20 protein-coding genes, 1 tRNA gene and 1 pseudogene are annotated in these 19,842 nt (G+C 72.0%); 10 read left to right on the top strand and 12 right to left on the bottom strand.

What is annotated here, in order from left to right; translation table 11 throughout:
• Positions 1-22: 22 nt before the first annotated feature.
• The 3 genes from rpmG to ykgO are packed head-to-tail and all read left to right on the top strand — an operon-like array spanning position 23 to position 626.
• On the top strand, positions 23-187 hold the full coding sequence (rpmG, locus tag ACFU97_RS12920; RefSeq protein ID WP_384254769.1) for a 50S ribosomal protein L33: 165 nt from the start codon (positions 23-25) through the stop codon (positions 185-187).
• Between the two features lie 46 nt (positions 188-233).
• The gene (locus tag ACFU97_RS12915) at positions 234-491 is read left to right on the top strand and encodes a type B 50S ribosomal protein L31 (protein ID WP_384254767.1); all 258 of its coding nucleotides are present in this window, start codon (positions 234-236) and stop codon (positions 489-491) included.
• Between the two features lie 12 nt (positions 492-503).
• Positions 504-626 carry a type B 50S ribosomal protein L36 gene (gene ykgO / locus ACFU97_RS12910; RefSeq protein ID WP_384254765.1) on the top strand — a complete coding sequence of 41 codons (123 nt, stop codon included), beginning with the start codon at positions 504-506 and terminating at the stop codon, positions 624-626.
• A gap of 60 nt (positions 627-686) precedes the next feature.
• On the opposite strand, the gene ACFU97_RS12905 is transcribed toward ykgO, so the two are convergent.
• On the bottom strand, positions 687-2,138 hold the full coding sequence (locus ACFU97_RS12905) for a hypothetical protein (RefSeq protein ID WP_384254763.1): 1,452 nt from the start codon (positions 2,136-2,138) through the stop codon (positions 687-689).
• Positions 2,139-2,342: 204 nt separating this feature from the next.
• Here ACFU97_RS12905 and ACFU97_RS12900 point away from each other — a divergent pair, with 204 nt between their 5' ends.
• Entirely contained in the window at positions 2,343-3,089 is a 747-nt protein-coding gene (locus ACFU97_RS12900) for a cobalt-precorrin-6A reductase (RefSeq protein WP_384254760.1), read from the top strand.
• Between the two features lie 30 nt (positions 3,090-3,119).
• Here ACFU97_RS12900 and cobF read toward each other — a convergent pair whose 3' ends face one another.
• Both cobF and ACFU97_RS12890 read right to left on the bottom strand, forming a co-directional pair.
• Positions 3,120-3,893, bottom strand: coding sequence for a precorrin-6A synthase (deacetylating) (gene cobF / locus ACFU97_RS12895; protein WP_384254758.1), 774 nt, complete (start codon positions 3,891-3,893; stop codon positions 3,120-3,122).
• A gap of 36 nt (positions 3,894-3,929) precedes the next feature.
• On the bottom strand, positions 3,930-4,466 hold the full coding sequence (locus ACFU97_RS12890; RefSeq protein ID WP_384254756.1) for a DUF309 domain-containing protein: 537 nt from the start codon (positions 4,464-4,466) through the stop codon (positions 3,930-3,932).
• 103 nt (positions 4,467-4,569) lie between these two features.
• On the opposite strand from ACFU97_RS12890, the gene ACFU97_RS12885 reads away from it, so the two are divergent.
• Positions 4,570-4,646 (top strand) — tRNA-Pro (locus ACFU97_RS12885).
• An 81-nt stretch (positions 4,647-4,727) separates the two neighbouring features.
• Here ACFU97_RS12885 and ACFU97_RS12880 read toward each other — a convergent pair.
• A complete protein-coding gene (locus ACFU97_RS12880; RefSeq protein WP_384254754.1) occupies positions 4,728-5,627 on the bottom strand; it encodes a hypothetical protein in 900 nt (299 codons plus the stop codon).
• Positions 5,628-5,761: 134 nt separating this feature from the next.
• On the opposite strand from ACFU97_RS12880, the gene ACFU97_RS12875 reads away from it, so the two are divergent.
• Positions 5,762-7,672 (top strand): ABC transporter ATP-binding protein, encoded by a 1,911-nt coding sequence (locus ACFU97_RS12875; protein ID WP_384254752.1) that lies wholly within the window; start codon positions 5,762-5,764, stop codon positions 7,670-7,672.
• Positions 7,673-7,684: 12 nt separating this feature from the next.
• Here the strand turns inward: ACFU97_RS12875 and ACFU97_RS12870 are convergent, their stop codons facing one another.
• Positions 7,685-8,224, bottom strand: a complete 540-nt coding sequence (locus ACFU97_RS12870) for a YceI family protein (protein WP_384254750.1) — start codon at positions 8,222-8,224, stop codon at positions 7,685-7,687.
• Positions 8,225-8,339: 115 nt separating this feature from the next.
• Here ACFU97_RS12870 and sigJ point away from each other — a divergent pair, with 115 nt between their 5' ends.
• The gene (gene sigJ, locus ACFU97_RS12865) at positions 8,340-9,278 is read left to right on the top strand and encodes an RNA polymerase sigma factor SigJ (protein WP_384254747.1); all 939 of its coding nucleotides are present in this window, start codon (positions 8,340-8,342) and stop codon (positions 9,276-9,278) included.
• A gap of 16 nt (positions 9,279-9,294) precedes the next feature.
• Here the strand turns inward: sigJ and ACFU97_RS12860 are convergent, their stop codons facing one another.
• The 7 genes from ACFU97_RS12860 to iolC are packed head-to-tail and all read right to left on the bottom strand — an operon-like array spanning position 9,295 to position 17,296.
• Complete coding sequence (locus tag ACFU97_RS12860) at positions 9,295-10,296, bottom strand: glycoside hydrolase family 43 protein (protein WP_384254745.1); 1,002 nt, start codon at positions 10,294-10,296, stop codon at positions 9,295-9,297.
• Positions 10,296-11,078, bottom strand: a complete 783-nt coding sequence (locus ACFU97_RS12855; RefSeq protein WP_384254743.1) for a GntR family transcriptional regulator — start codon at positions 11,076-11,078, stop codon at positions 10,296-10,298. Before ACFU97_RS12855 ends, ACFU97_RS12860 begins: the two co-directional genes overlap by 1 nt.
• Before the next feature lie 32 nt (positions 11,079-11,110).
• Entirely contained in the window at positions 11,111-12,604 is a 1,494-nt protein-coding gene (locus tag ACFU97_RS12850) for a CoA-acylating methylmalonate-semialdehyde dehydrogenase (protein WP_384254740.1), read from the bottom strand.
• A 29-nt stretch (positions 12,605-12,633) separates the two neighbouring features.
• Positions 12,634-14,511, bottom strand: coding sequence for a 3D-(3,5/4)-trihydroxycyclohexane-1,2-dione acylhydrolase (decyclizing) (gene iolD / locus ACFU97_RS12845; RefSeq protein ID WP_384254738.1), 1,878 nt, complete (start codon positions 14,509-14,511; stop codon positions 12,634-12,636).
• A complete protein-coding gene (iolB, locus tag ACFU97_RS12840) occupies positions 14,511-15,401 on the bottom strand; it encodes a 5-deoxy-glucuronate isomerase (RefSeq protein ID WP_384254736.1) in 891 nt (296 codons plus the stop codon). Before iolB ends, iolD begins: the two co-directional genes overlap by 1 nt.
• Positions 15,402-15,428: 27 nt before the next feature.
• Positions 15,429-16,316, bottom strand: a complete 888-nt coding sequence (locus ACFU97_RS12835) for a deoxyribose-phosphate aldolase (protein ID WP_384254733.1) — start codon at positions 16,314-16,316, stop codon at positions 15,429-15,431.
• Complete coding sequence (gene iolC, locus ACFU97_RS12830; protein ID WP_384254731.1) at positions 16,313-17,296, bottom strand: 5-dehydro-2-deoxygluconokinase; 984 nt, start codon at positions 17,294-17,296, stop codon at positions 16,313-16,315. Before iolC ends, ACFU97_RS12835 begins: the two co-directional genes overlap by 4 nt.
• 291 nt (positions 17,297-17,587) lie before the next feature.
• On the opposite strand from iolC, the gene ACFU97_RS12825 reads away from it, so the two are divergent.
• The 3 genes and pseudogenes from ACFU97_RS12825 to ACFU97_RS12815 form a co-directional block, all read left to right on the top strand.
• Positions 17,588-18,607, top strand: coding sequence for a sugar ABC transporter substrate-binding protein (locus ACFU97_RS12825; protein WP_384254729.1), 1,020 nt, complete (start codon positions 17,588-17,590; stop codon positions 18,605-18,607).
• Between the two features lie 5 nt (positions 18,608-18,612).
• Positions 18,613-19,683 carry an ABC transporter permease gene (locus tag ACFU97_RS12820; protein ID WP_384254726.1) on the top strand — a complete coding sequence of 357 codons (1,071 nt, stop codon included), beginning with the start codon at positions 18,613-18,615 and terminating at the stop codon, positions 19,681-19,683.
• A 4-nt stretch (positions 19,684-19,687) separates the two neighbouring features.
• Positions 19,688-19,842 (top strand): annotated as a pseudogene (locus ACFU97_RS12815) (sugar ABC transporter ATP-binding protein); the annotation flags it as partial.

Genomic DNA, 19,842 nt, shown 5'->3' with positions numbered 1-19,842 from the left:
GCGTGGGCGAAGGGAGGACCTCATGGCACGCAGCACGGCGCGCCCCGTCGTCACGTTGAAGTCGACGGCCGGAACCGGCGTCACCTACGTGACCCGCAAGAACCGCCGCAACCACCCCGACCGACTGGTTCTGCGCAAGTACGACCCGGTGGCCGGCGAGCACGTCGCGTTCCGCGAGGAGCGCTGAACCCACCTGCGCAGCTCGACGCACAGGGCACCGAGGAGGTAACCCCATGAAGCCCCGCATCCATCCCGACTCCCGGCTCGTGGTCTTCCGCGACCGCGCCGCGGACACCGCGTTCCTGACCCGTTCGACCGCCGACTCGGCCAGGACGATCGAGTGGGAGGACGGGAACACCTACCCGCTCATCGACGTCGAGATCTCGTCGGCGAGCCACCCCTTCTACACCGGGAAGTCGCGGGTCCTGGACACCGCGGGCCGGGTGGAGCGCTTCGAGCGCCGCTACGGCCGCACCGCGACGCGTCACTAGGAGAGCAGAACCATGAAGGTGCGCAACTCACTGCGCTCACTGAAGTCCAAGCCCGGGGCCCAGGTGGTCCGCCGCCGCGGCGTGGTCTACGTGATCAACAAGAAGGACCCGCGCTTCAAGGCCCGCCAGGGCTGACGAACCGCGCAAGGGCGGCCTCCCGTGAGGGGGGGGCCGCCCTTCGGCGTGTCCGGTCGGTCAGGGCGCGATGCCGACCCCGTCGATCCCGCTCCACGCCTTCTCCTGGGCCGCCGTCATCGCGGGCCAGCGCAGCCCGCCCGGCCGCGGCCGCACGCGCGTGGCGTACGCGGAGGGGTGGAAGCCGGGCTCGTAGAAGCAGCCCGTCCCGTACGTCCGGTCGAAGGCGCCGCACGAGTCCGCGAGCGAGCGGGGCGTCGGCTTCCGGCCGGTGCGCACCCAGCTGTCGAGCGCGGTGATCGAGTTGGCGTACTCCGCGTTGCTCAGCTCGCTGTGCTCGTGCTCGTCGGTGAAGGACTGCACGAGGTACTGGTCCCGGTGCGCGCCCTGCAGCGTGGCCCGATAGGCCGCCTCGTGCTCCACGAACGCCGTCGGATCGTCGATCGCGTGCAGCGTGAGCACGGGGATCGACACCTTGCCGGTGAGATCACTGTCGTAGGACAGGTCGCGTACGGCGGTCGGGTGGGCGGAGAACCGCTCGACACCGGCGTTGAGGGCCTTGTCGTCGTGCGAACCGGAGTACCACACACCCTTGTCGGAGAACGGGTTGCGGCCGCCCAGGCGGTCGCGCACGATGTCCCGGAAGGTGAAGGTCGCGAACCGCAGATGCGACTCCAGCGTGCGCTCGGGGATGCGGGTGACGGCCAGGATGTCGTCGAGGTTGCGCTGCTGCAGCGCGGTGCGCTCCTCGGCGGGCGAGGCGTAGCCGGTGCACTCCTGGAGCCGGGAGCGCAGCCCGGCCGTCGTCATCGTCGAGTCGGCGCGCAGCCCCTGCCAGAGCGGGTACTGCGGCTCCGTCGGGCGGGGGTGGTTGTGGCAGTAGTACTGGTAGACGACGCGCAGGTCGACCCGGTAGTCGTAGCCCCGGGACCCGCCGCCCAGCACACCGCTGGTGAGCAGCGCCCCGTCGTAGGGGCCGTTCCTGCGTCCGTACGTCTCCACGACCTTGGCGGCCACGTCCCCGCCCCAGGACTGTCCGTGGACGTACGTCCGCTTCGGCGTGCCGAACTGCGCCACGAACAGCCGCCGTACGTTCTCGGTGTCCTCCGCGGCCATCCGTGTGCCGTAGCCGCCGCGGCGGTAGGAGGAGCCGGCCCACGCGTAGCCCTGGTCGACCATCACCGACCAGCGGGCCAGGTCGTCGACGCTGCGCTGCGGGTCCGAGCCGGCGCCGAGGTCGGGGCCGCCGTGGGCGTGCACGACCAGAGAGCCGTTCCAGTTCCTCGGGACGGCGATCGCGTACGCCGCGCCGTTGCCGTCCTGGCCGGTGTAGCAGGTGGCCTTCGCGCCGAGTTCGGCCGGACACGCCACGGCCGCCGGCGGTGCCGTACCCGCCTGCGCGGCCGGCGCGCCGGACAGCGCGGCCCCCACGGCGGCCAGACAGGCGAGCACTCCGGTACGCCGGCGCCGGCTCGCCGCGCGGATCGGTGCGCGCGTTCTCGTCGTCTCCAAGACGCTGCTCCTCGTCCTCGTCGGCGCCGCGTCGCGCCGTCGGCGGCGATGCTAGGGAGGGCAAGGGCCGGGAACCACGCTCTGATCGTTCTGTTCATAGTGTTCGGAGGCGGGGGCCGAGCGGCCGATGTCGGACGGCGGCCGGCGCGGTCCCCGGTGGGCCCTCGCGGGTTCCTCCCCGTCCCGGCCTCGTACGCTCTCCCCATGTCCCCCCACGTGCTGATCCTCGGCGGCACCACCGAGGCCCGTGAGCTGGCCGCCGTGCTGGCGGCGTGTCCCGGTGTGCGGGTCACCACCTCCCTTGCGGGGCGCGTGAACCGGCCCGGCGCGCTGGCCGGGGACGTGCGCGTCGGAGGCTTCGGCGGTGCGGAGGGCCTGGCCGACTGGCTGCGTGAGCAGCACGTGGACGCCCTGGTCGATGCCACGCACCCCTTCGCCGAGGGCATCACGCTCAACGCCGCCCGGGCCGCGGCGGCGAGCGGTGTGACCGCGGTCGTGCTGCGCCGCCCGGGCTGGCTGCCCGGCCCCGAGGACCACTGGCACATGGTCCCGTCGCTCCCCGCGGCGGCGGACCTGCTGCCCCGCTTCGGCTCCCGCGCGTTCCTGACCACCGGCCGCCTCGGCCTCGCCGCCTTCGCGCACCTGACGGACCTGCACTTCGTCGTACGGTCGGTCGAGCCCCCCGAGCCGCCGATGCCCCAGCACACCGAAGTCCTGCTCGCCCGCGGTCCGTTCACGGTCGCCGACGAGACCACGCTGCTGCGCGAGTACCTGATCGACGTCCTGGTCACGAAGGACAGCGGGGGAGCGGCGACGGCCGCCAAGCTCACGGCCGCACGCCACCTCGGCCTGCCGGTCGTCGTGGTGCGCCGGCCACAGCTGCCGGAGGGCGCGGACGCGGTGCCGGACGTGGCGAGGGTCCTGGACCGGCTGGGTATCAACTCACCTTGAGGAGAGGGGAGTTGCCGGACCCGCACCCGCTCACGTCCCGGGGTGCCGCCGCAGCAGATACGTGTCCATGATCCAGCCCTTGCGCTCCCGCGCCTCGGCCCGCACCCGCTCGATCTCCGGCCCGGCCTCGGCGATCGGCCCGGAGACGAGGATCTCGTCCGGGGTGCCGATGTACGCACCCCAGTAGATGTCGATGTCCTCACCCGCATACCGCCGGAACGACTGGTGCGCGTCCAGCATCACCACGACGTCGTCGACCCCCTCCGGGAAGCCCTCGGACAGCCGCCGCCCGGTGGTGATCTGCACCGGCCGGGCCACGCGGTTGAGCCCCGTACGGTGCCGCGCGACCAGCGCCGAGACGCTGCTGATGCCGGGCACGACGTCGTAGGCGAAGTCGACGCCGCCGCGCTCCCGCACCTCCTCGAGGATCCCGAGCGTGCTGTCGTAGAGGGCGGGATCCCCCCACACCAGGAAGGCGCCGCTCTCGTCCTCGCCCAGCTCCTCGGTGATCAGCCGCTGGTAGATGTCCGCACGGGCGCTGCGCCAGTCCCCGACGGCGGGGGAGTAGGCCGCGCCCCCGGCCGTGCGATCCCGCTCCGGATCGCGCGCCTCGACCAGGCGGTACGACGCCGGGTCCGGTATGTGTGCGTCGAGCATGTCCCGGCGGAGCCGGGTGAGGTCGTCCTTCACCTCGCCCTTGTCGAGCAGGAAGAACACGTCCGTGCTCCGCAGCGCCCTGACCGCCTGCAACGTCAGCTGGTCGGGGTCGCCGGAGCCGATACCGATGACATGAATCTTTCGCACACCCCGAGTCTGCCGTACGCCACCGACGGCGCTGACCTAAGGGGTCCGCCCGCGCAGCCGGGGTGCCCGGGCCCCGGCGTCCACGGTCCGGCCGTCCGCCTCCACCTCGGCGGCCAGCTCCCGCGCCCAGCCGGCGATCCCCGCCAGATCCATCCCGTGCGGCCGCCGCCGCCCCGATGCGGCGGCCCACTCGTCGACGGCCCCGGCGCCGCGCCGCAGCAGCCGGACGCCGCCCGTGAGGTTCCCCCTGGCGGAATGCGTCAGCCCCACGGCGATCTGCGCCAGGCCCCGCCACAGGGTCCGTTCCTCCTGAGGGCCCGACTTCCAGGCGTCCTCGAACACCTCGTGCGCATGGAAGGGCTTCCCCGCGTCCAGCAGCTCCTGCGCCTCGGCGACGGTCCGTTCCGGGGTCCGCACGACGCCCTCCGGCTGCCGCTCCACCCCCTGCGCGCCGTACGGCAGCGGCCGCCCGAGACCGTCCCGGGGCCGCGCGTTGCGCGCCCGCCCCTCACCGTCCCGGTCGCGCGCGGCCACCGGCCGTCCCGCGTCTGCTGAGGATGCGCTGCTGTCCATGGCACCGATTGTCCCGCGCCCCCGCGGCCCGCTTCGGAAGCGGGCCCCGACGTGGGGTAAAGTACTGTCCGCGCGATCACGTGGTTCACCACGCGAAGCGCACCGGGACGTGGCGCAGCTTGGTAGCGCACTTGACTGGGGGTCAAGGGGTCGCAGGTTCAAATCCTGTCGTCCCGACCAGCGTTCGCGCAGGTCGGAGGCCGTTCTCTCACCGAGAGAGCGGCCTTTCGCGTACCTGCGGGACGGTCCGCCTCCCGGCCGCTAGGGCCGCTCCCGGCGCCGCCGGACCGTCCGCCGCCACAGCCACACGGCGCCCACCACCAGCGACGTCACGGTCAGCGCGATCCCGAGCACCGGCCAGTTGCTGCCGGCGATGCGCAGGTCGGTGGCGAGGACGGCGACGACCATGGCGATCGGGACGAGCAGCGACAGCAGGGCGCGCCCCGCGCTCGCCAGCGTGGCCGGCTCCAGGCGCCGGCGGGTGGGGACGGGGACATCGGCGAAGTAGTAGCGCGCGGCGCGGTCGGTGAGGCGGGTCGTGGCGCGGTCGTAGGAGGCGGCCATGTACGGCAGCCACACCAGCGGGGCCACCAGGCCCGTCAGGAAGACCACGCCCACCAGCAGCCAGCGGGCCGCCTGCACCGTCCACCGGGTCCGGGCGGCGGAACCGTTCGGGGTGATCAGGCCCAGCAGGCGGGCCATGCGCAGGGTCAGGTCCCACAGGGAGGCCGGACGGGGCCGGCGTCCGGCCGGGCGCGGGCGGTACGCGTCCAGGGCCGCCCGCGCGGCGGTCTCGTCCTCGTGGACGCCCTGCAGCACGAGGAGTTCGCAGGCGCGTTCCCGGTCCGTCGGATCGCGGCCGTCCAGGGCGGCCAGCTCCAGGACGATACGGGACTGGCGCAGCAGCGCGGCGCAGAAGGCGGCGGGGATGAGCAGCAGGAACGGACCGCCGACGAAGGCCCCCTCGGTCGTGGCCGCCCGGTGGCCGCGCCGGATCACCTGCGCGCGCGCCTCTCGCGGTGCCACGCCCTCGGGCAGCGCGGCCACCGTGCGCCGGGCCGTCTCGCCCAGGTGCCGCACGGCGAACAGGGCCAGCTGCTCGGGCAGCCCCTGCGGATCGGCGGCGACCTGCCGCAGGAGGGTGCCTTCCAGGGACGACACGGTGGTCAGTATCGCAGCGACGGGCCGCGTCCGCGCTCACCGTCGGCACGGGAAAACGCTTGGACTCCGCACCCGCCGGCGCGGGAGACTCCCTTGCTTGTCCGCCCGTATTGCCACGACCGGACGGGATCGGGATGGGATTACCTGAATCGCCTGAGGTTCCACCGCGCAGGGGCTCCGTGCGCCTGGCGCTTCGTTACTACGGACGGGAGTTGGCCCGGCTGCGGCTGCTGACGGTGCCCGCCATGCTCCTGCCGGCGGTCGGCAACATCGGCATCAACTACGTCGCGCCGCTGGTCGTGGCCAAGCTCGTCAGCCGTATCGCCGCGGACGGCGGCAGCGGCGTCCGGTCCGCCCTGCCCTACGTCCTCTGCTTCGCCGGCATCCTGCTGCTGGCGGAGGTGCTCTGGCGCGTCGGCCTGCACTGCCTGAACCGCCTGGACGCCCTCGGTGTCGAGCATCTGTACGTGATCGGGATGGACGAGCTGTTCGCCAAGGACGCCGCGTTCTTCCACGACAACTTCGCCGGGGCGCTGACCAAGCGCGTGCTGAGCTTCGCCTCGCGCTTCGAGGACTTCGCCGACACGCTGACCTTCAACGTGCTGGGCAGCGTCGTGCCGCTGGCGTTCGGGTCGGTGGTGCTGTGGCGGTACGAACCCCTGCTCGTCGTAGGCCTGTTGGCGATGATCGCGCTGACGGCGGTGTGCGTCGCGCCGCTCATCCGACGCCGCCAGGCGCTCGTCGACCAGCGCGAGGAGGCCATCGCCCGGGTGTCTGGGCATGTCGCCGACAGCCTGATGAACATGGACACGGTGCGCGCGTTCGCCGCCGAGCCCATGGAGGCCGCGGAGCACCGGCGCCGCGTCGCCCACTCGCGCCGGCTCATGCTGAAGTCGTGGGACTACGGCAACCTGCGCATCGACACGCTGGTCGCACCGATGTCCGTCCTGACCAACGTGCTGGGCCTGCTGCTGGCGGTCGCGCTCAGCGGAGGCGGGCACGGACACGGCGTGGAGGCCGTCGTCGTCGCCTTCACGTACTACACCAACGCGACGAAGATCATGTTCGACTTCAACCAGATCTACCGCCGCCTGGAGAGCTCGATGACGGAGGCCGCGCAGTTCACCGAGCTGCTGCTGGTCAGGCCGACCGTGGTCGACCCGGCCGAGCCCAAGCCGCTGCTGCCGGGGCCCGCCGACGTCCGCTTCGAGCGCGTCACCTTCGCCCACGGGGGAGGGGACCCGCTCTTCCGGGACCTGGAGCTGGCCGTGCCCAGCGGGACGAAGATCGGCCTCGTCGGCCGGTCCGGCGGCGGCAAGACCACCCTGACCCGGCTGCTGCTGCGGATGACCGACGTGCAGGGCGGCCGGATCCTGGTCGGCGGCCAGGACATCAGCACCCTGCGCCAGGCCGACCTGCGCGGCATGATCGCCTACGTGCCGCAGGACCCGGCGATGTTCCACCGCACCCTGCGCGACAACATCGCCTTCGCCCGGCCCGACGCCACCGACGCCGAGATCCGCCGCGCGGCCGAGGCGGCGCATGTCACGGAGTTCGCCGACGCCCTGCCGGACGGCTTCGGCACGATGGTCGGCGAGCGCGGCATCAAGCTCTCCGGCGGCCAGCGCCAGCGGGTCGCGCTGGCCCGGGCGATCCTGCGCGACGCACCTGTCCTGCTGCTCGACGAGGCGACCAGCGCCCTCGACTCGGAGAGCGAGATCCTCGTGCAGGCGGCGCTGTGGCGGCTCATGGAGGGACGTACGGCGCTGGTGGTGGCACACCGGCTGAGCACGGTCGCCACCATGGACCGGCTCGTGGTCCTGGACCGCGGCCGGATCGTGGAACAGGGCAGCCACCAGGAGCTGCTCGCGGCCGAGGGCGCGTACGCCAAGCTGTGGCAGCACCAGTCGGGGGGCTTCCTCGCCGAGGGACCGGAGGACGCAGGGCCCGAGGACGAGGGCCCCACGGCCGACGGCGTCGCCGAGGGACGGCCGGTCACCGACCGCCCGCTGGGCGGACATCCCGCCGGCGCGGACCTGCACTGAGCCCGCGACCGGCTACGGCCGCCTCGCCGCGACCTCGAACTCCAGCGTCACCTTCCTGCCGACCATGCCCCTGCCCCAGGTGATCCCCCACTCCGTGCGGTCGATCGTCGCCCGGCCCGTGAAGCCGACGCGGTAGCCGCCCGGCCGATCGCTCTCGGCGCCGGTCAGCCGCAGCCGCACGGTGACGGGCCTGGTCACGTCGCGGACGGTCAGGTCGCCGGTGACCGCGAAGTCGGCATCGGAGACGCGCTGCACGCCCGTCGACGCGAAGGTGATCACCGGGTGGTCGTCCGCCGCGAGGAAGTCGCCGCTGCGCAGATGGTCGTCGCGCTTTTGGTGGTGGGTCTGGATGCTGCGTGCCCGGATCGTGAGCCGCGCGCCGGAGCGCGACGGGTCGTCGCCGTCCAGGTGCGCACTGCCCTCGAAGTCGTCGAAGTGGCCGCGCACCTTCACGAGCAGCAGGGAGCGGCCGACGAAGGCGAGCCGCGTGCGGGTGGTGTCGAGTACGTAGTCGCCGGTCAGCTCGGTGCCGGCGGGAATCGTGGTCGTCATGCCCGGTACGACGGAACAGCGCCCCGGAATGTGACCGGGAGAATGCGGCTCACACTCCGGGACGCCGCGTCGTCGAACCTGTGAGGACCGATCCGACCGAGGGAGCCGTCGCACCATGACCAGCCAGTCCGGGCCAGGAGAAGGCCCGCCCGACCCGAGCCTGACCGCGGTGATGAGCGAGCGCCGGCAGCTGATCAATCTCGCCTACCGGCTGCTCGGCTCGCTGGCGGACGCCGAGGACGTGGTGCAGGAGACCTACGCCCGCTGGTACGCCATGACCCAGCGGGAACGGCAGGCCGTCGTGTCGCCCGGCGCCTGGCTGACCAAGGTCGCCGGCCGCATCTGCCTCGACCTGCTGCGCTCGGCCCGGGTCCGGCGGGAGAGCTACGTCGGCGAGTGGATCCCGGAGCCGCTGCCCGGCCGTACGGAGTGGATCACCGGATGGTCGGGCGGCACCGGCGCGGACCCGGCCGACCGGGTCACCCTCGGCGAGTCGCTCAGCATGGCCTTCCTCGTCGTGCTCGAGTCGATGACCCCCGCCCAGCGTGTCGCGTTCATCCTGCACGACGTCTTCCGCTATCCCTTCGCCGACGTCGCCGAGATCGTCGGCCGGAGTCCCGCGGCCTGCCGCCAGCTGGCCACCTCGGCCCGGCGCCGGATCAGCGAGGCGCAGCCGTCCGCGGCCCCGGCCGCGGCGTCCTCGGAGGTCGTCCGGGCCTTCAAGGAGGCCTGGGAGGCCAAGGACATCGACGCCCTCGTCGGCGTCCTCGACCCCGACGCCACGGCGGTCGGCGACGGCGGCGGCCTGGTCAGCGCCGAGCCGCACCCGGTGCACGGCAGCGGCCCCATCGCCCGCTACCTGGTCGAACTCCGCGACCGTGCACCGGACTTGACGTTCCAGGAGCGGACGGTGAACGGGCAGCCCGGCCTGGTGGCCCAGCAGGGCGGCACGATCGCGGTGGTCATGGCGTTCGGTCTCGCGGGCGGCCGCATCAGCCGCATCTGGGCGGTGCGCAACCCGGAGAAGCTGCGGCCCTGGACGACGGCGGGCTGACCCCGCAGGCCGCCCGTCAACCGCCGCCGTCGAGGTCCTCGCGCCGCCGCAGCACCCGCAGTTCGTGCCCGTCGAGCCGCATCTCGTACAGCTTTCCGCGCGCGTGCTCGAAGGGGCGGTGCAGGATCATCATCAGCCGGCCGTCGAACGTGCGGAACAGCATGCCGTGCCCGCTGTCCTCGCGGACCAGCGGCCGCCGCTGCTCCCAAGGCCCTTGCAGATCACCGGACGTGGAGACGGCGTAGGTCTGCACGTAGCCGCCGCCGATCGTGCCGTCCGCACCCGCGACGTTCTTCTCGTACGTCGACCACAGCATCAGCAGCGCCCCGTCCGGGGCCCGGTGCAGCTGGGGGCCGTCGGTGACGTACGGCGCGAGCTGGTGCGGCACGCCGGCCGGGATCTGCTCGCCGAGCCAGCCGGCGTCCGAGGCCTTGAAGAGGAGGACCGGGTCGCCGAGCGTCCCGGTCAGGTCCGGGGCGAGCCGGACCGCCTCCATGGTGCCGTCGATCGTCTGCAGCCACTCGTGCGCGTACACCAGCCAGGGCTGTCCGGACAGGTCGACGTACAGCGTGCCGTCGAGCGTCATCAGGTGCGCGGGCGGGGTGGGGCGCGAGGGGTCGACGACGGTGAAGGGGCCCAGCGGTGAGCCGGACACGGCGGTGATGGTGCCGCGCATGTGGTTGCGCAGCGGGAACGGCGTGCCGTACCGGCCGGCCGCCGGCACCGGCAGCGGCCTGTCCTCGTTGTGCAGCGTGGTGAACAGGTAGTACCTGCCGCCCAGTTGGTGCACCTCGGGGGCCCAGCCGCCGTCGCTCGCCCAGAGCTCCGGCTGGTCGGCCGTCCGGAAGACCACGACAGGGGCCAGCCAGTCGTACAGGTCCCGGCTGCGGTAGACCATCGTGCCCGTGCCCTCCACGCCCGACACGGAGGGGTCGTTGGAGGTGTACAGGTGGTAGGTACGCGTCCCGGCGTCGGCGAGCACGAACGGGTCGTGCAACGGCATGTCCGGCAGCCGCATCACCGGCTGACCAGCAGCTGGAAGTCGAACGCGTAGCGCGACGCCCGGTAGATGTGCGTCCCGTACTCGACCGGGCGGCCCGTGTCGTCGTACGCCGTGCGCTGCATGGTGAGCAGGGCGGCGCCCTCCTTCTCGTCGAGACGGCCCGCCTCGTCGGCGGTGGCCGAGCGGGCGCCGACGGTCTGGCGGGCGCTGTGCAGGGTGATGCCGGCGCCGCGCATCATCCGATACAGGCCCGTCGCCTCGAGGCGGGCGGTGTCCAGGTCGAGCAGGGCCGCGGGCAGGTAGTTGTGCAGCAGGGCCACCGGCTGGCCGTGCGTCAGGCGCAGCCGTTCCAGGACGATGACCTCGCTGCCCTCCGCGATGCCGAGCGCGGCCGCCACGTCGGGGGACGCGGCGACGCACTCGTTGCGCACGACCTGCGTGGTCGGGCCCTGCCCCGCCGCCTCCAGGTCGTCGTAGAGGCTGCTGAGTTCGAGGGGGCGCTTGACCTGGCTGTGCACCACCTGCGTGCCGACGCCGCGGCGGCGCACCAGCAGGCCCTTGTCGACCAGGGACTGGATCGCCTGGCGGACGGTCGGCCGGGACAGGCCGAGCCGGGTCGACAGGTCGATCTCGTTGCCCAGGAGGTTTCCCGGGGCGAGGACCCCGTGTTCGATCGCCGCCTCCAGCTGCTGCGCGAGCTGGTAGTACAACGGCACCGGACTGCCCCGGTCCAGGGCGAAGTCCAGCGAGTCGAGTGCGGCCGTCGCGGCACGTGCGGTGGCGCCGGTCCTCGCCATGGCGTCCCTCCCTCTGATGAATTGATGCTGCGTCAGGAGTGGCTCGGGAACCCGAGGTTGATGCCCGCGTCGGCCGGGTCCGGCCAGCGCGTGGTGATCACCTTGCCCTGGGTGTAGAACGCGACGCCGTCGTTGCCGTAGACGTGCAGATCGCCGAAGAGGGAGTCCTTCCAGCCGCCGAAGGAGTGGTAGCCGACCGGCACCGGGATCGGCACGTTCACGCCGACCATGCCCGCCTTCACCTCCAGCTGGAAGCGGCGGGCGGCGCCGCCGTCCCGGGTGAAGATCGCGGTGCCGTTGCCCCAGCGGGAGTCGTTGATCAGCTTGATGGCCTCGTCGTACGACTCGGCACGCACCACGGCCAGCACCGGGCCGAAGATCTCGTCGCGGTAGGCGTCCGCCGTCAGCGGCACCCGGTCCAGGAGCGAGACGCCGAGGAAGAAGCCGTCCTCGTGGCCCTCGACCGTGTACCCCGTGCCGTCCACGACGACCTCGGCGCCCTGCTCGGCCGCCGAGGACACGTACGAGGCGACCTTGTCCCGGTGCTCGCGGGTGATCAGCGGGCCCATCTCGGAGGAGGGGTCGTCACCCGGGCCGATGCGCAGGTTCTTCGCCCGCTCGGCGATCCTGGCGACCAGCTCGTCGCCGGTGTCGCCGACCGCGACGACGACCGACACCGCCATGCAGCGCTCGCCCGCCGAGCCGTACGCGGCGTTGATCGCCTGGTCGGCGGCGAAGTCGAGGTCGGCGTCGGGCAGGACCAGCATGTGGTTCTTGGCACCGCCCAGCGCCTGCACGCGCTTGCCGTGCTCGACCGCCTTGAGCTGGATGTACTTGGCGATCGGCGTCGAGCCGACGAAGGAGACCGCCTCGATGTCCGGGTGCTCCACGATGCGGTCCACGGCGACCTTGTCGCCCTGCACGATGTTCAGCACGCCGTCGGGCAGGCCCGCCTCGGCTGCCAGTTCGGCCAGCCGGAAGGAGGCCGAGGGGTCCTTCTCGCTCGGCTTGAGCACGAAGGTGTTGCCGCACGCGATGGCGATCGGGAACATCCACATCGGCACCATGGCCGGGAAGTTGAACGGCGTGATGCCCGCGACCACGCCCAGCGGCTGGCGGATCGAGGCCACGTCGACGCGGGTGGAGACCTGTGTGGACAGCTCGCCCTTCAGCTGCACGCTGATCCCGCAGGCCAGTTCGACGATCTCCATGCCGCGCGCGACCTCGCCGAGCGCGTCGGAGTGGACCTTGCCGTGCTCGGCGGTGATCAGCGCGGCGATCTCGTCGCGGTGCGCGTCCAGCAGTTCGCGGTACTTGAACAGGATCGCGGTGCGCCGGGCGAGTGACGAGGCGCCCCAGCTCTCGAACGCGGCCTTCGCGGCGGCGACGGCGGCGTCCACCTCGTCGACGCTCGCGAACGCGACCTGCTTCTCCTGCGCGCCGGTGGCCGGGTCGTAGACGGCGCCGTAGCGGCCGGAGGCGGACTCGACGGGCTTGCCGCCGATCCAGTGGGTGATGGTCTTCACGGTGCACGTGCCTTTCACATACGGGGAGTTCAGAGGTGGCGGCGCCGGTCGGCGACCTGCCGGTCGTACGCCTCTCGGGCCTGGACGGCGGCCTCGCGGGATGCGGTCTCGGCGACCGGCACGTCCCACCAGGCCTCGGCACCGGGAGCGGCCGGGCCGGCGGTGTCGGTCTCGACGTAGACGCAGGTGGGCCGGTCGGAGGCGCGGGCGGTGGCGAGCGCCTCACGCAGTTCGCGGACCGTCTTGGCGCGCAGGACGTCCATGCCGAGGCTGCCGGCGTTGGCCGCGAGGTCGACGGGGAGCGGGGCGCCGGAGAAGGTGCCGTCGGCGGCGCGGTAGCGGTAGGCGGTGCCGAAGCGCTCGCCGCCGACCGTCTCGGACAGACCGCCGATGGAGGCGTAGCCGTGGTTCTGCAGGAGGACGAGGTTGACCGGCAGGCCCTCCTGGACGGCCGTGACGATCTCCGTCGGCATCATCAGGTAGGTGCCGTCGCCGACCAGCGCCCACACCGGGGTGCCGGGCGCCGCCTGCTGGACACCGATCGAGGCCGGGATCTCGTAGCCCATGCAGGAGTAGCCGTACTCCAGGTGGTACTGGCGCCTGCCGCGCGCCCGCCACAGCTTGTGCAGGTCGCCGGGGAGCGAGCCGGCCGCGTTGATCACCACGTCGTCGTCGCCGACGACCGCGTCCAGCGCGCCGAGCACCTGCGTCTGGGTCGGCACGCCGCTGTCGTCGGCGGCGGTGTAGACCGCCTCCACGACCTGCTCCCAACGCGCCTTGCCCGCGCGGTACTCGGCCTCGTACTCGACGCCCACGTGGTGGTCGGCCAGCCCTTCGAGCAGGGCCTGCAGACCCGCCCGTGCGTCGCACACGAGGGTGCGCGCCGCCAGCTTGTGGGCGTCGAACGCGGCGATGTTGAGGTTGACGAACCGCACGTCCGGGTTCTGGAAGAGGGTGTGGGAGGCGGTGGTGAAGTCGGTGTAGCGGGTACCGACGCCGATCACGAGGTCGGCGGTGCGGGCGATGTCGTCGCTGACCGCGGTGCCGGTGTGCCCGATGCCGCCCAGGTCGGCGGGGTGGTCGTGGCGCAGCGCGCCCTTGCCCGCCTGGGTGGAGGCGACCGGGATGCCGGTGGAGTCCACGAGGGCCTTCAGCGCCTCCTCGGCCTGGCTGTGGTGGACGCCGCCGCCCGCGACGATCAGCGGGCGCTCGGCGGCCCGGATCGCCCACAGCGCCTCGGCCAGCTCGACCGGGTCGGGCGCGGGACGCCGTACGTGCCACACGCGCTCGGCGAAGAACTCCTCCGGCCAGTCGTACGCCTCGGCCTGCACGTCCTGGGGGAGGGCCAGGGTGACCGCGCCGGTCTCGGCCGGGTCGGCGAGGACCCGCATGGCGTTGAGGGCCGTCGGGATCAGGGCCTCGGGACGGGTGACGCGGTCGAAGTAGCGGGAGACCGGCCGCAGCGTGTCGTTGACCGAGACGTCCGCCTCGGTGGGGTGCTCCAGCTGCTGCAGCAGCGGGTCGGCCGCGCGGGTGGCGAAGTAGTCGCCGGGCAGCAGCAGCACCGGGATGCGGTTGATGGTGGCGAGGGCGGCGCCGGTGACCAGGTTGGTGGCGCCGGGGCCGATGGAGGTGGTGACCGCCTGCGCGGAGAGCCGGTCGAGCTGGCGGGCGTGGCCGACGGCCGCGTGCACCATGGCCTGCTCGTTGCGGCCCTGGTGGAAGGGCATCGCCTGCTCGCCGGCCTCCAGCAGGGCCTGACCGATCCCGGCGACGTTGCCGTGGCCGAAGATGCCCCAGGTGCCGGCGATCAGCCGGTGGCGTACGCCGTCGCGCTCGGTGTACTGGACGGACAGGAACCGCACCAGGGCCTGGGCGACGGTCAGGCGGCGGGTGGGGGTGCTCATCAGGACTGCTCCGGTGCCGTGTAGAGGGGGAGACGGGGGTCGACGGGCTGCTCGGGCCAGGTGCCGCGCACCCAGGCGTGGTCCGGGTGGTCGCAGATCAGCCAGGCGCGCTCGGGCTCGGGGCCCGCCATGACGTTGAGGTAGTACATGTGGTGGCCGGGCACCGCCATCGACGGGCCGTGCCAGCCGTCGGGGATCAGCACGACGTCGCCGCCGCGCACCTCGGCCAGGACGTCGGTGTTGCGGCCGTGCCCCGAGGGGGAGACGCGCTGGTAGCCGAGGCCGGGGGTGCCGTCGTGGCCGGCGAACTCGAAGTAGTAGACCTCTTCGAGGACGGACTCCTCGCCGGGCCGGTGCTCGTCGTGCTTGTGCGGCGGGAAGGACGACCAGTTGCCGCCCGGGGTGATGACCTCGACCGCGATGAGCTTGTCGCACTCGAAGACGCCGGCCGCGCCGAAGTTGTTGACCTGCCGGGAGGAGTTGCCGGTGCCGCGCAGCTCCACCGGCACGGACGAGGCCGGGCCGTAGCGGGCGGGCAGCCGCCGGGTGCAGCGGGCCCCGGTGAACGCGAACCGCCCGCCTTCGGCGGACGTGATCGTCGTACGGGCGTCCCTGGGCACGTAGGCGAAGTCGGTGACGCCGCTGAACACGTCGGCGCGGCCGATGAGTTCGAAGGTGTCATGGCCGAAGTCGTCGGCGGCCGCGACCGTGCAGCCGCCGCTCAGCGGCAGCACGATCCACTCGCTGTCGCCGGTGTCGAAGCCGTGCGTGCCGCCCGGCGGCAGTTCCAGCACGCGCAGGCTGGAGTACCCCCAGCCGGCCTTCTCGGGCGAGACGTCCACGACGTAGGGGCCGCCGAGGGCCTTGCCTGCGGGAAGGTGATACGTCATTGCGTTCCTCCGTGTCACAACGCCAGGTCACAACAGGCCGACGGCCGTGTCCACCGCGGTCTCCACAGTGCCCTCGGCCGGGTAGAGCAGCGAGCGGCCCACGACCAGGCCCTGCACGGTCGGCAGCGCGAGGGCCTTGCGCCACCGCTCGTACGCGCCGGCCCGGTCCGTTGCCGAATCCCCCACGTCGCCGCCGAGCAGTACGGCCGGAAGGGTGGAGGTCTCCAGGACCTCACGCATGTCGTCCGGGTCGTCGGTGACGGGCAGCTTCAGCCAGGTGCAGGCCGAGGTGCCGCCCAGGCCCGAGGCGATGGCGACGGACCTGGTGACCGCCTCGGCGGACAGGTCGTTGGTGACCTTCCCAGCGATCCGGCGGGAGATGAACGGCTCGATGAACAGGGGGAGGCGGCGGGCCGCCATCTCGTCGACCGCGCGGGCGGCCGACTCCAGGGTGGTCAGCGAGCCCGGGTCGGCGTGGTCGATGCGCAGCAGCAGCTTGCCCGCGTCGAAGCGCATGCGCTCGATGTCCCGCGGGCGGTGGCCGGTGAAGCGGTCGTCGAGCTCGAAGCGCGCGCCCTGCAGCCCGCCGCGGTTCAGCGAGCCCATGACGACCTTGTCCTCCAGCGCGCCGAGCAGGAGCAGGTCCTCCAGGATGTCGGCGGTGGCCAGCACCCCGTCCACGCCCGGCCGGGAGAGCGCGCGGCACAGCCGCTCCAGCAGGTCGGCGCGGCCGGCCATGGCGAGCCGGCGGTCGCCGACGCCGAGCGCGCCACGCGCCGGATGGTCGGCGGCCACGATCATCAGCCGGCCGGAACCGCCCATGAGTGGGCGGCGGGTACGCCGGGCGGCCGCTTCGGCGACGGCCTCGGGATGCCGGGCCCTGACCGATACGAGGTCGGGGATGCTGAGGGTCAACAGGGGGCTCCGTTTCGGGCGGCGGCCCGCGCGAGGAGGTCTTCGACCTCGGCCTCGGTGGGCATGGCGGAGGAACAGGCGAGCCGGGAGGCGACCAGGGCGCCGGCCGCGTTGGCGTGCCGCACGGTGTCGGCCGGCCGCCACCCGGACAGCAGCCCGTGGACGAGCGCGCCGCCGAAGGCGTCGCCCGCGCCGAGGCCGTTGGCCACCTCCACCGGCACCGGCGGGACCTCGGCGACGGTGCCGTCGCGGTGCATCGCGAGCACCCCCTTGGGGCCCTGCTTGACCACCGCCAGCTCCACGCCCGCCGCCAGCAGCGCCTCGGCGCACGCCCGCGGCTCGCGGAAGCCGGTGGCCACCTCGCACTCGTCGAGGTTGCCGACGGCGACCGTGGCGTGCCGCAGCGCCTCCTCGTAGTACGGGCGGGCCTGGCGCGGATCCCGCCAGAACACGGGGCGCCAGTCGAGGTCGAAGACCGTGGTGCCCGCCCGGCCGCGCGCCTTGAGGGCGGCGAACGTGGCCGAGCGGCTGGGCTCCTCGCTCAGGCCGGTGCCGGTGATCCAGAACACCCGGGTCGCCCGAATGGCGAAGAAGTCCAGTTCCTCGGTGTGTATCTCCAGGTCAGGCGCCTTAGGCTGCCGGTAGAAGTACAGAGGGAAGTCGTCCGGCGGGAAGATCTCGCAGAAGGCCACCGGCGTCGGACGGGCGGCGACGGGCGCGACCCAGCGGTCGTCGACGCCGAACTCCTTCAGCGCCTGGTGCAGGTAGGTGCCGAAAGGGTCGTCGCCGGTGCGGGTGATCACCGCCGTGGACCGGCCGAGCCGGGCCGCGGCGACCGCCACGTTCGCGGCCGAACCGCCCAGGAACTTGCCGAAGGTGTCGACCTGGGCCAGCGGCACGCCCGACTGAAGGGGATAGAGATCTACTCCGATACGGCCCATCGTGATCAGGTCGAAGGGCTGTGCTGCTGACCGGGTCATGCGCCACGCTCCTCGAGCCGGAGTGGGATGCGGGTTCCGCAGGGGCCTGCGGCATCCCAGGTGTAGGCCGCGAAGGGTGGCGCTGTCAATAGTTTGTACTTACATTCGGACCTGACGGTGAAATGATGTCTTAACAAAGTATTGACAGCGGGCGCGGCCAGCGGTTTGATCCCGTCCCAGGCCGACCGCCGCGTTTGCGGCACACGTCCCGGGCATGCCAAGATCCCGGGTTCGGATCTTCGTGATCCCCTTCTCCTTTCCCCCGCAACGCACAGTGAGGTGCCAGGAAAGATGGACCGCGTTTCTCATTCCCGCTCCCGCAGACTCGTCCCCGTCGTCGCGGTGGCCGCGGCTGCAGCCCTGACCCTCGCCGGCTGCTCCAGCAGCTCCGGGGGCAAGAAGTCCGAGGAGGGCGGGGGCAACGCCTCGGCGGGCAAGGCCACCACGCCCCGGATGACCGTCGCGCTGGTCACGCACCAGTCGCCCGGCGACACCTTCTGGGACATCGTCCGCAAGGGCGCCGAGGCCGCTGCGGCCAAGGACAACATCAAGCTGATCTACTCGGCCGACCCGAACGCGGGCAACCAGTCCAACCTGGTGCAGAACGCGATCGACCAGAAGGTCGACGGCATCGCCGTCACCCTCGCCAAGCCCGACGCCCTCAAGGGCGTCGTCGCCAAGGCGAAGTCGGCGAACATACCCGTCGTGGGCCTCAACTCCGGCGTCAGCGACTGGAAGAAGCTCGGCCTGATGTCGTTCTTCGGCCAGGACGAGAGCGTCGCCGGCGAGGCGTTCGGCAAGAAGCTCAACGAGGTCGGCGCCAAGCACGTCGTCTGTGTCGTCCAGGAGCAGGGCAACGTCGGCCTCACACAGCGCTGCGACGGCCTGAAGAAGACCTTCTCCGGCAAGAGCGAGGTGCTCAACGTCAACGGCACCGACATGCCGTCCGTGAAGTCGACGATCACCGCCAAGCTCAAGCAGGACTCCTCCATCGACTACGTCGCCACCCTCGGCGCGCCGTTCGCGTTGACGGCCGTGCAGTCGGTGTCGGACGCGGGCAGCAAGGCGAAGGTCGCGACCTTCGACCTCAACAAGGACCTCACCAGCGCCATCAGCAAGGGCACCATCCAGTTCGCGGTGGACCAGCAGCCCTACCTGCAGGGCTACCTCGCGATCGACTCGCTGTGGCTCTACAAGAACAACGGCAACTACATGGGCGGCGGTGAGGCGCCGGTGCTCACCGGTCCCGCGTTCGTCGACAAGTCCAATGTCGCGGCCGTCTCCCAGTTCGCCGCGAAGGGCACCCGGTGACGAGTATGACCCAACACGCTGAGCCGGCGGTGACCACACCGCCGGCCTCCGGCCCCCAGCAGGCCGACGGCCGCACGGGCCAACGATCCCTGCTCGTCAGGACGTTGGCCCGCCCCGAGGTGGGCGTCTTCCTCGGCGCCATCGCGGTCTACGTCTTCTTCCTGATCGCGGCGCCCCCGGTACGGGAAGCCAGCGCGATGGCGAACATCCTGTACCAGTCCTCCACCCTCGGCATCGTGACCATCCCGGTGGCGCTGCTGATGATCGGCGGCGAGTTCGACCTGTCCGCCGGTGTCGGGGTGATCACCTCGGCGCTGACCGCGAGCATGCTCGCCTACCAACTCACCATGAACGTGTGGGTCGGTGTGATCGCCGCCCTCGCGGTCTCCCTCGCGATCGGCTTCTTCAACGGCTGGATGGTCGTCAAGACCGGCCTGCCCAGCTTCCTGGTCACCCTGGGCACCTTCCTGATCCTCCAGGGCGTCAACCTCGCGGTGACCAAGCTGGTCACCGGCAATGTCGCCACCGACGACATCAGCAACATGGACGGCTTCGACCAGGCCCGTAAGGTCTTCGCGTCGTCGTTCGACATCGGCGGCGTCCAGGTGAAGATCACCGTGTTCTGGTGGCTGCTGTTCGCGGTCATCGCCACCTGGGTGCTCACGCGCACCAAGTACGGCAACTGGACCTTCGCGGTCGGCGGCAACAAGGACAGCGCCCGCGCGGTCGGTGTCCCGGTGGCCTTCACCAAGATCTCGCTGTTCATGCTGGTCGGCTTCGGCGCCTGGTTCGTCGGCATGCACCAGCTGTTCTCCTTCAACACCGTGCAGTCCGGCGAGGGCGTCGGCATCGAGCTGATCTACATCTCCGGCGCGGTCATCGGCGGCTGCCTCCTGACCGGCGGCTACGGCACCGCGATCGGCCCCGTCTTCGGCGCCTTCATGTTCGGCATGGTCCAGCAGGGCATCGTCTACGCCGGCTGGAACCCCGACTGGTTCAAGGCCTTCCTCGGCGTCATGCTCCTGGGCGCCGTCCTGATCAATCTGTGGGTCCAGCGCACCATGACCCGGAGGTGACCCGATGAGTGACAAGAACACCGAAACCCACGGCGCGATCATCGCGGACACCGAGCCGGAGAACGACGGCGTGATCGTCGAGCTGCGCAACGCGGGCAAGTCCTACGGCAACATCCGTGCCCTGCACGGGGTGAGCCTTCAGGTGCGGCCCAGTCAGGT

The organism is Streptomyces sp. NPDC057616, assembly GCF_042800575.1.
Taxonomy (GTDB): Bacteria; Actinomycetota; Actinomycetes; order Streptomycetales; family Streptomycetaceae; genus Streptomyces.
Note: the sequence above shows the minus strand (reverse complement) of the source record. Positions and strands in the feature narration are given on the sequence as shown.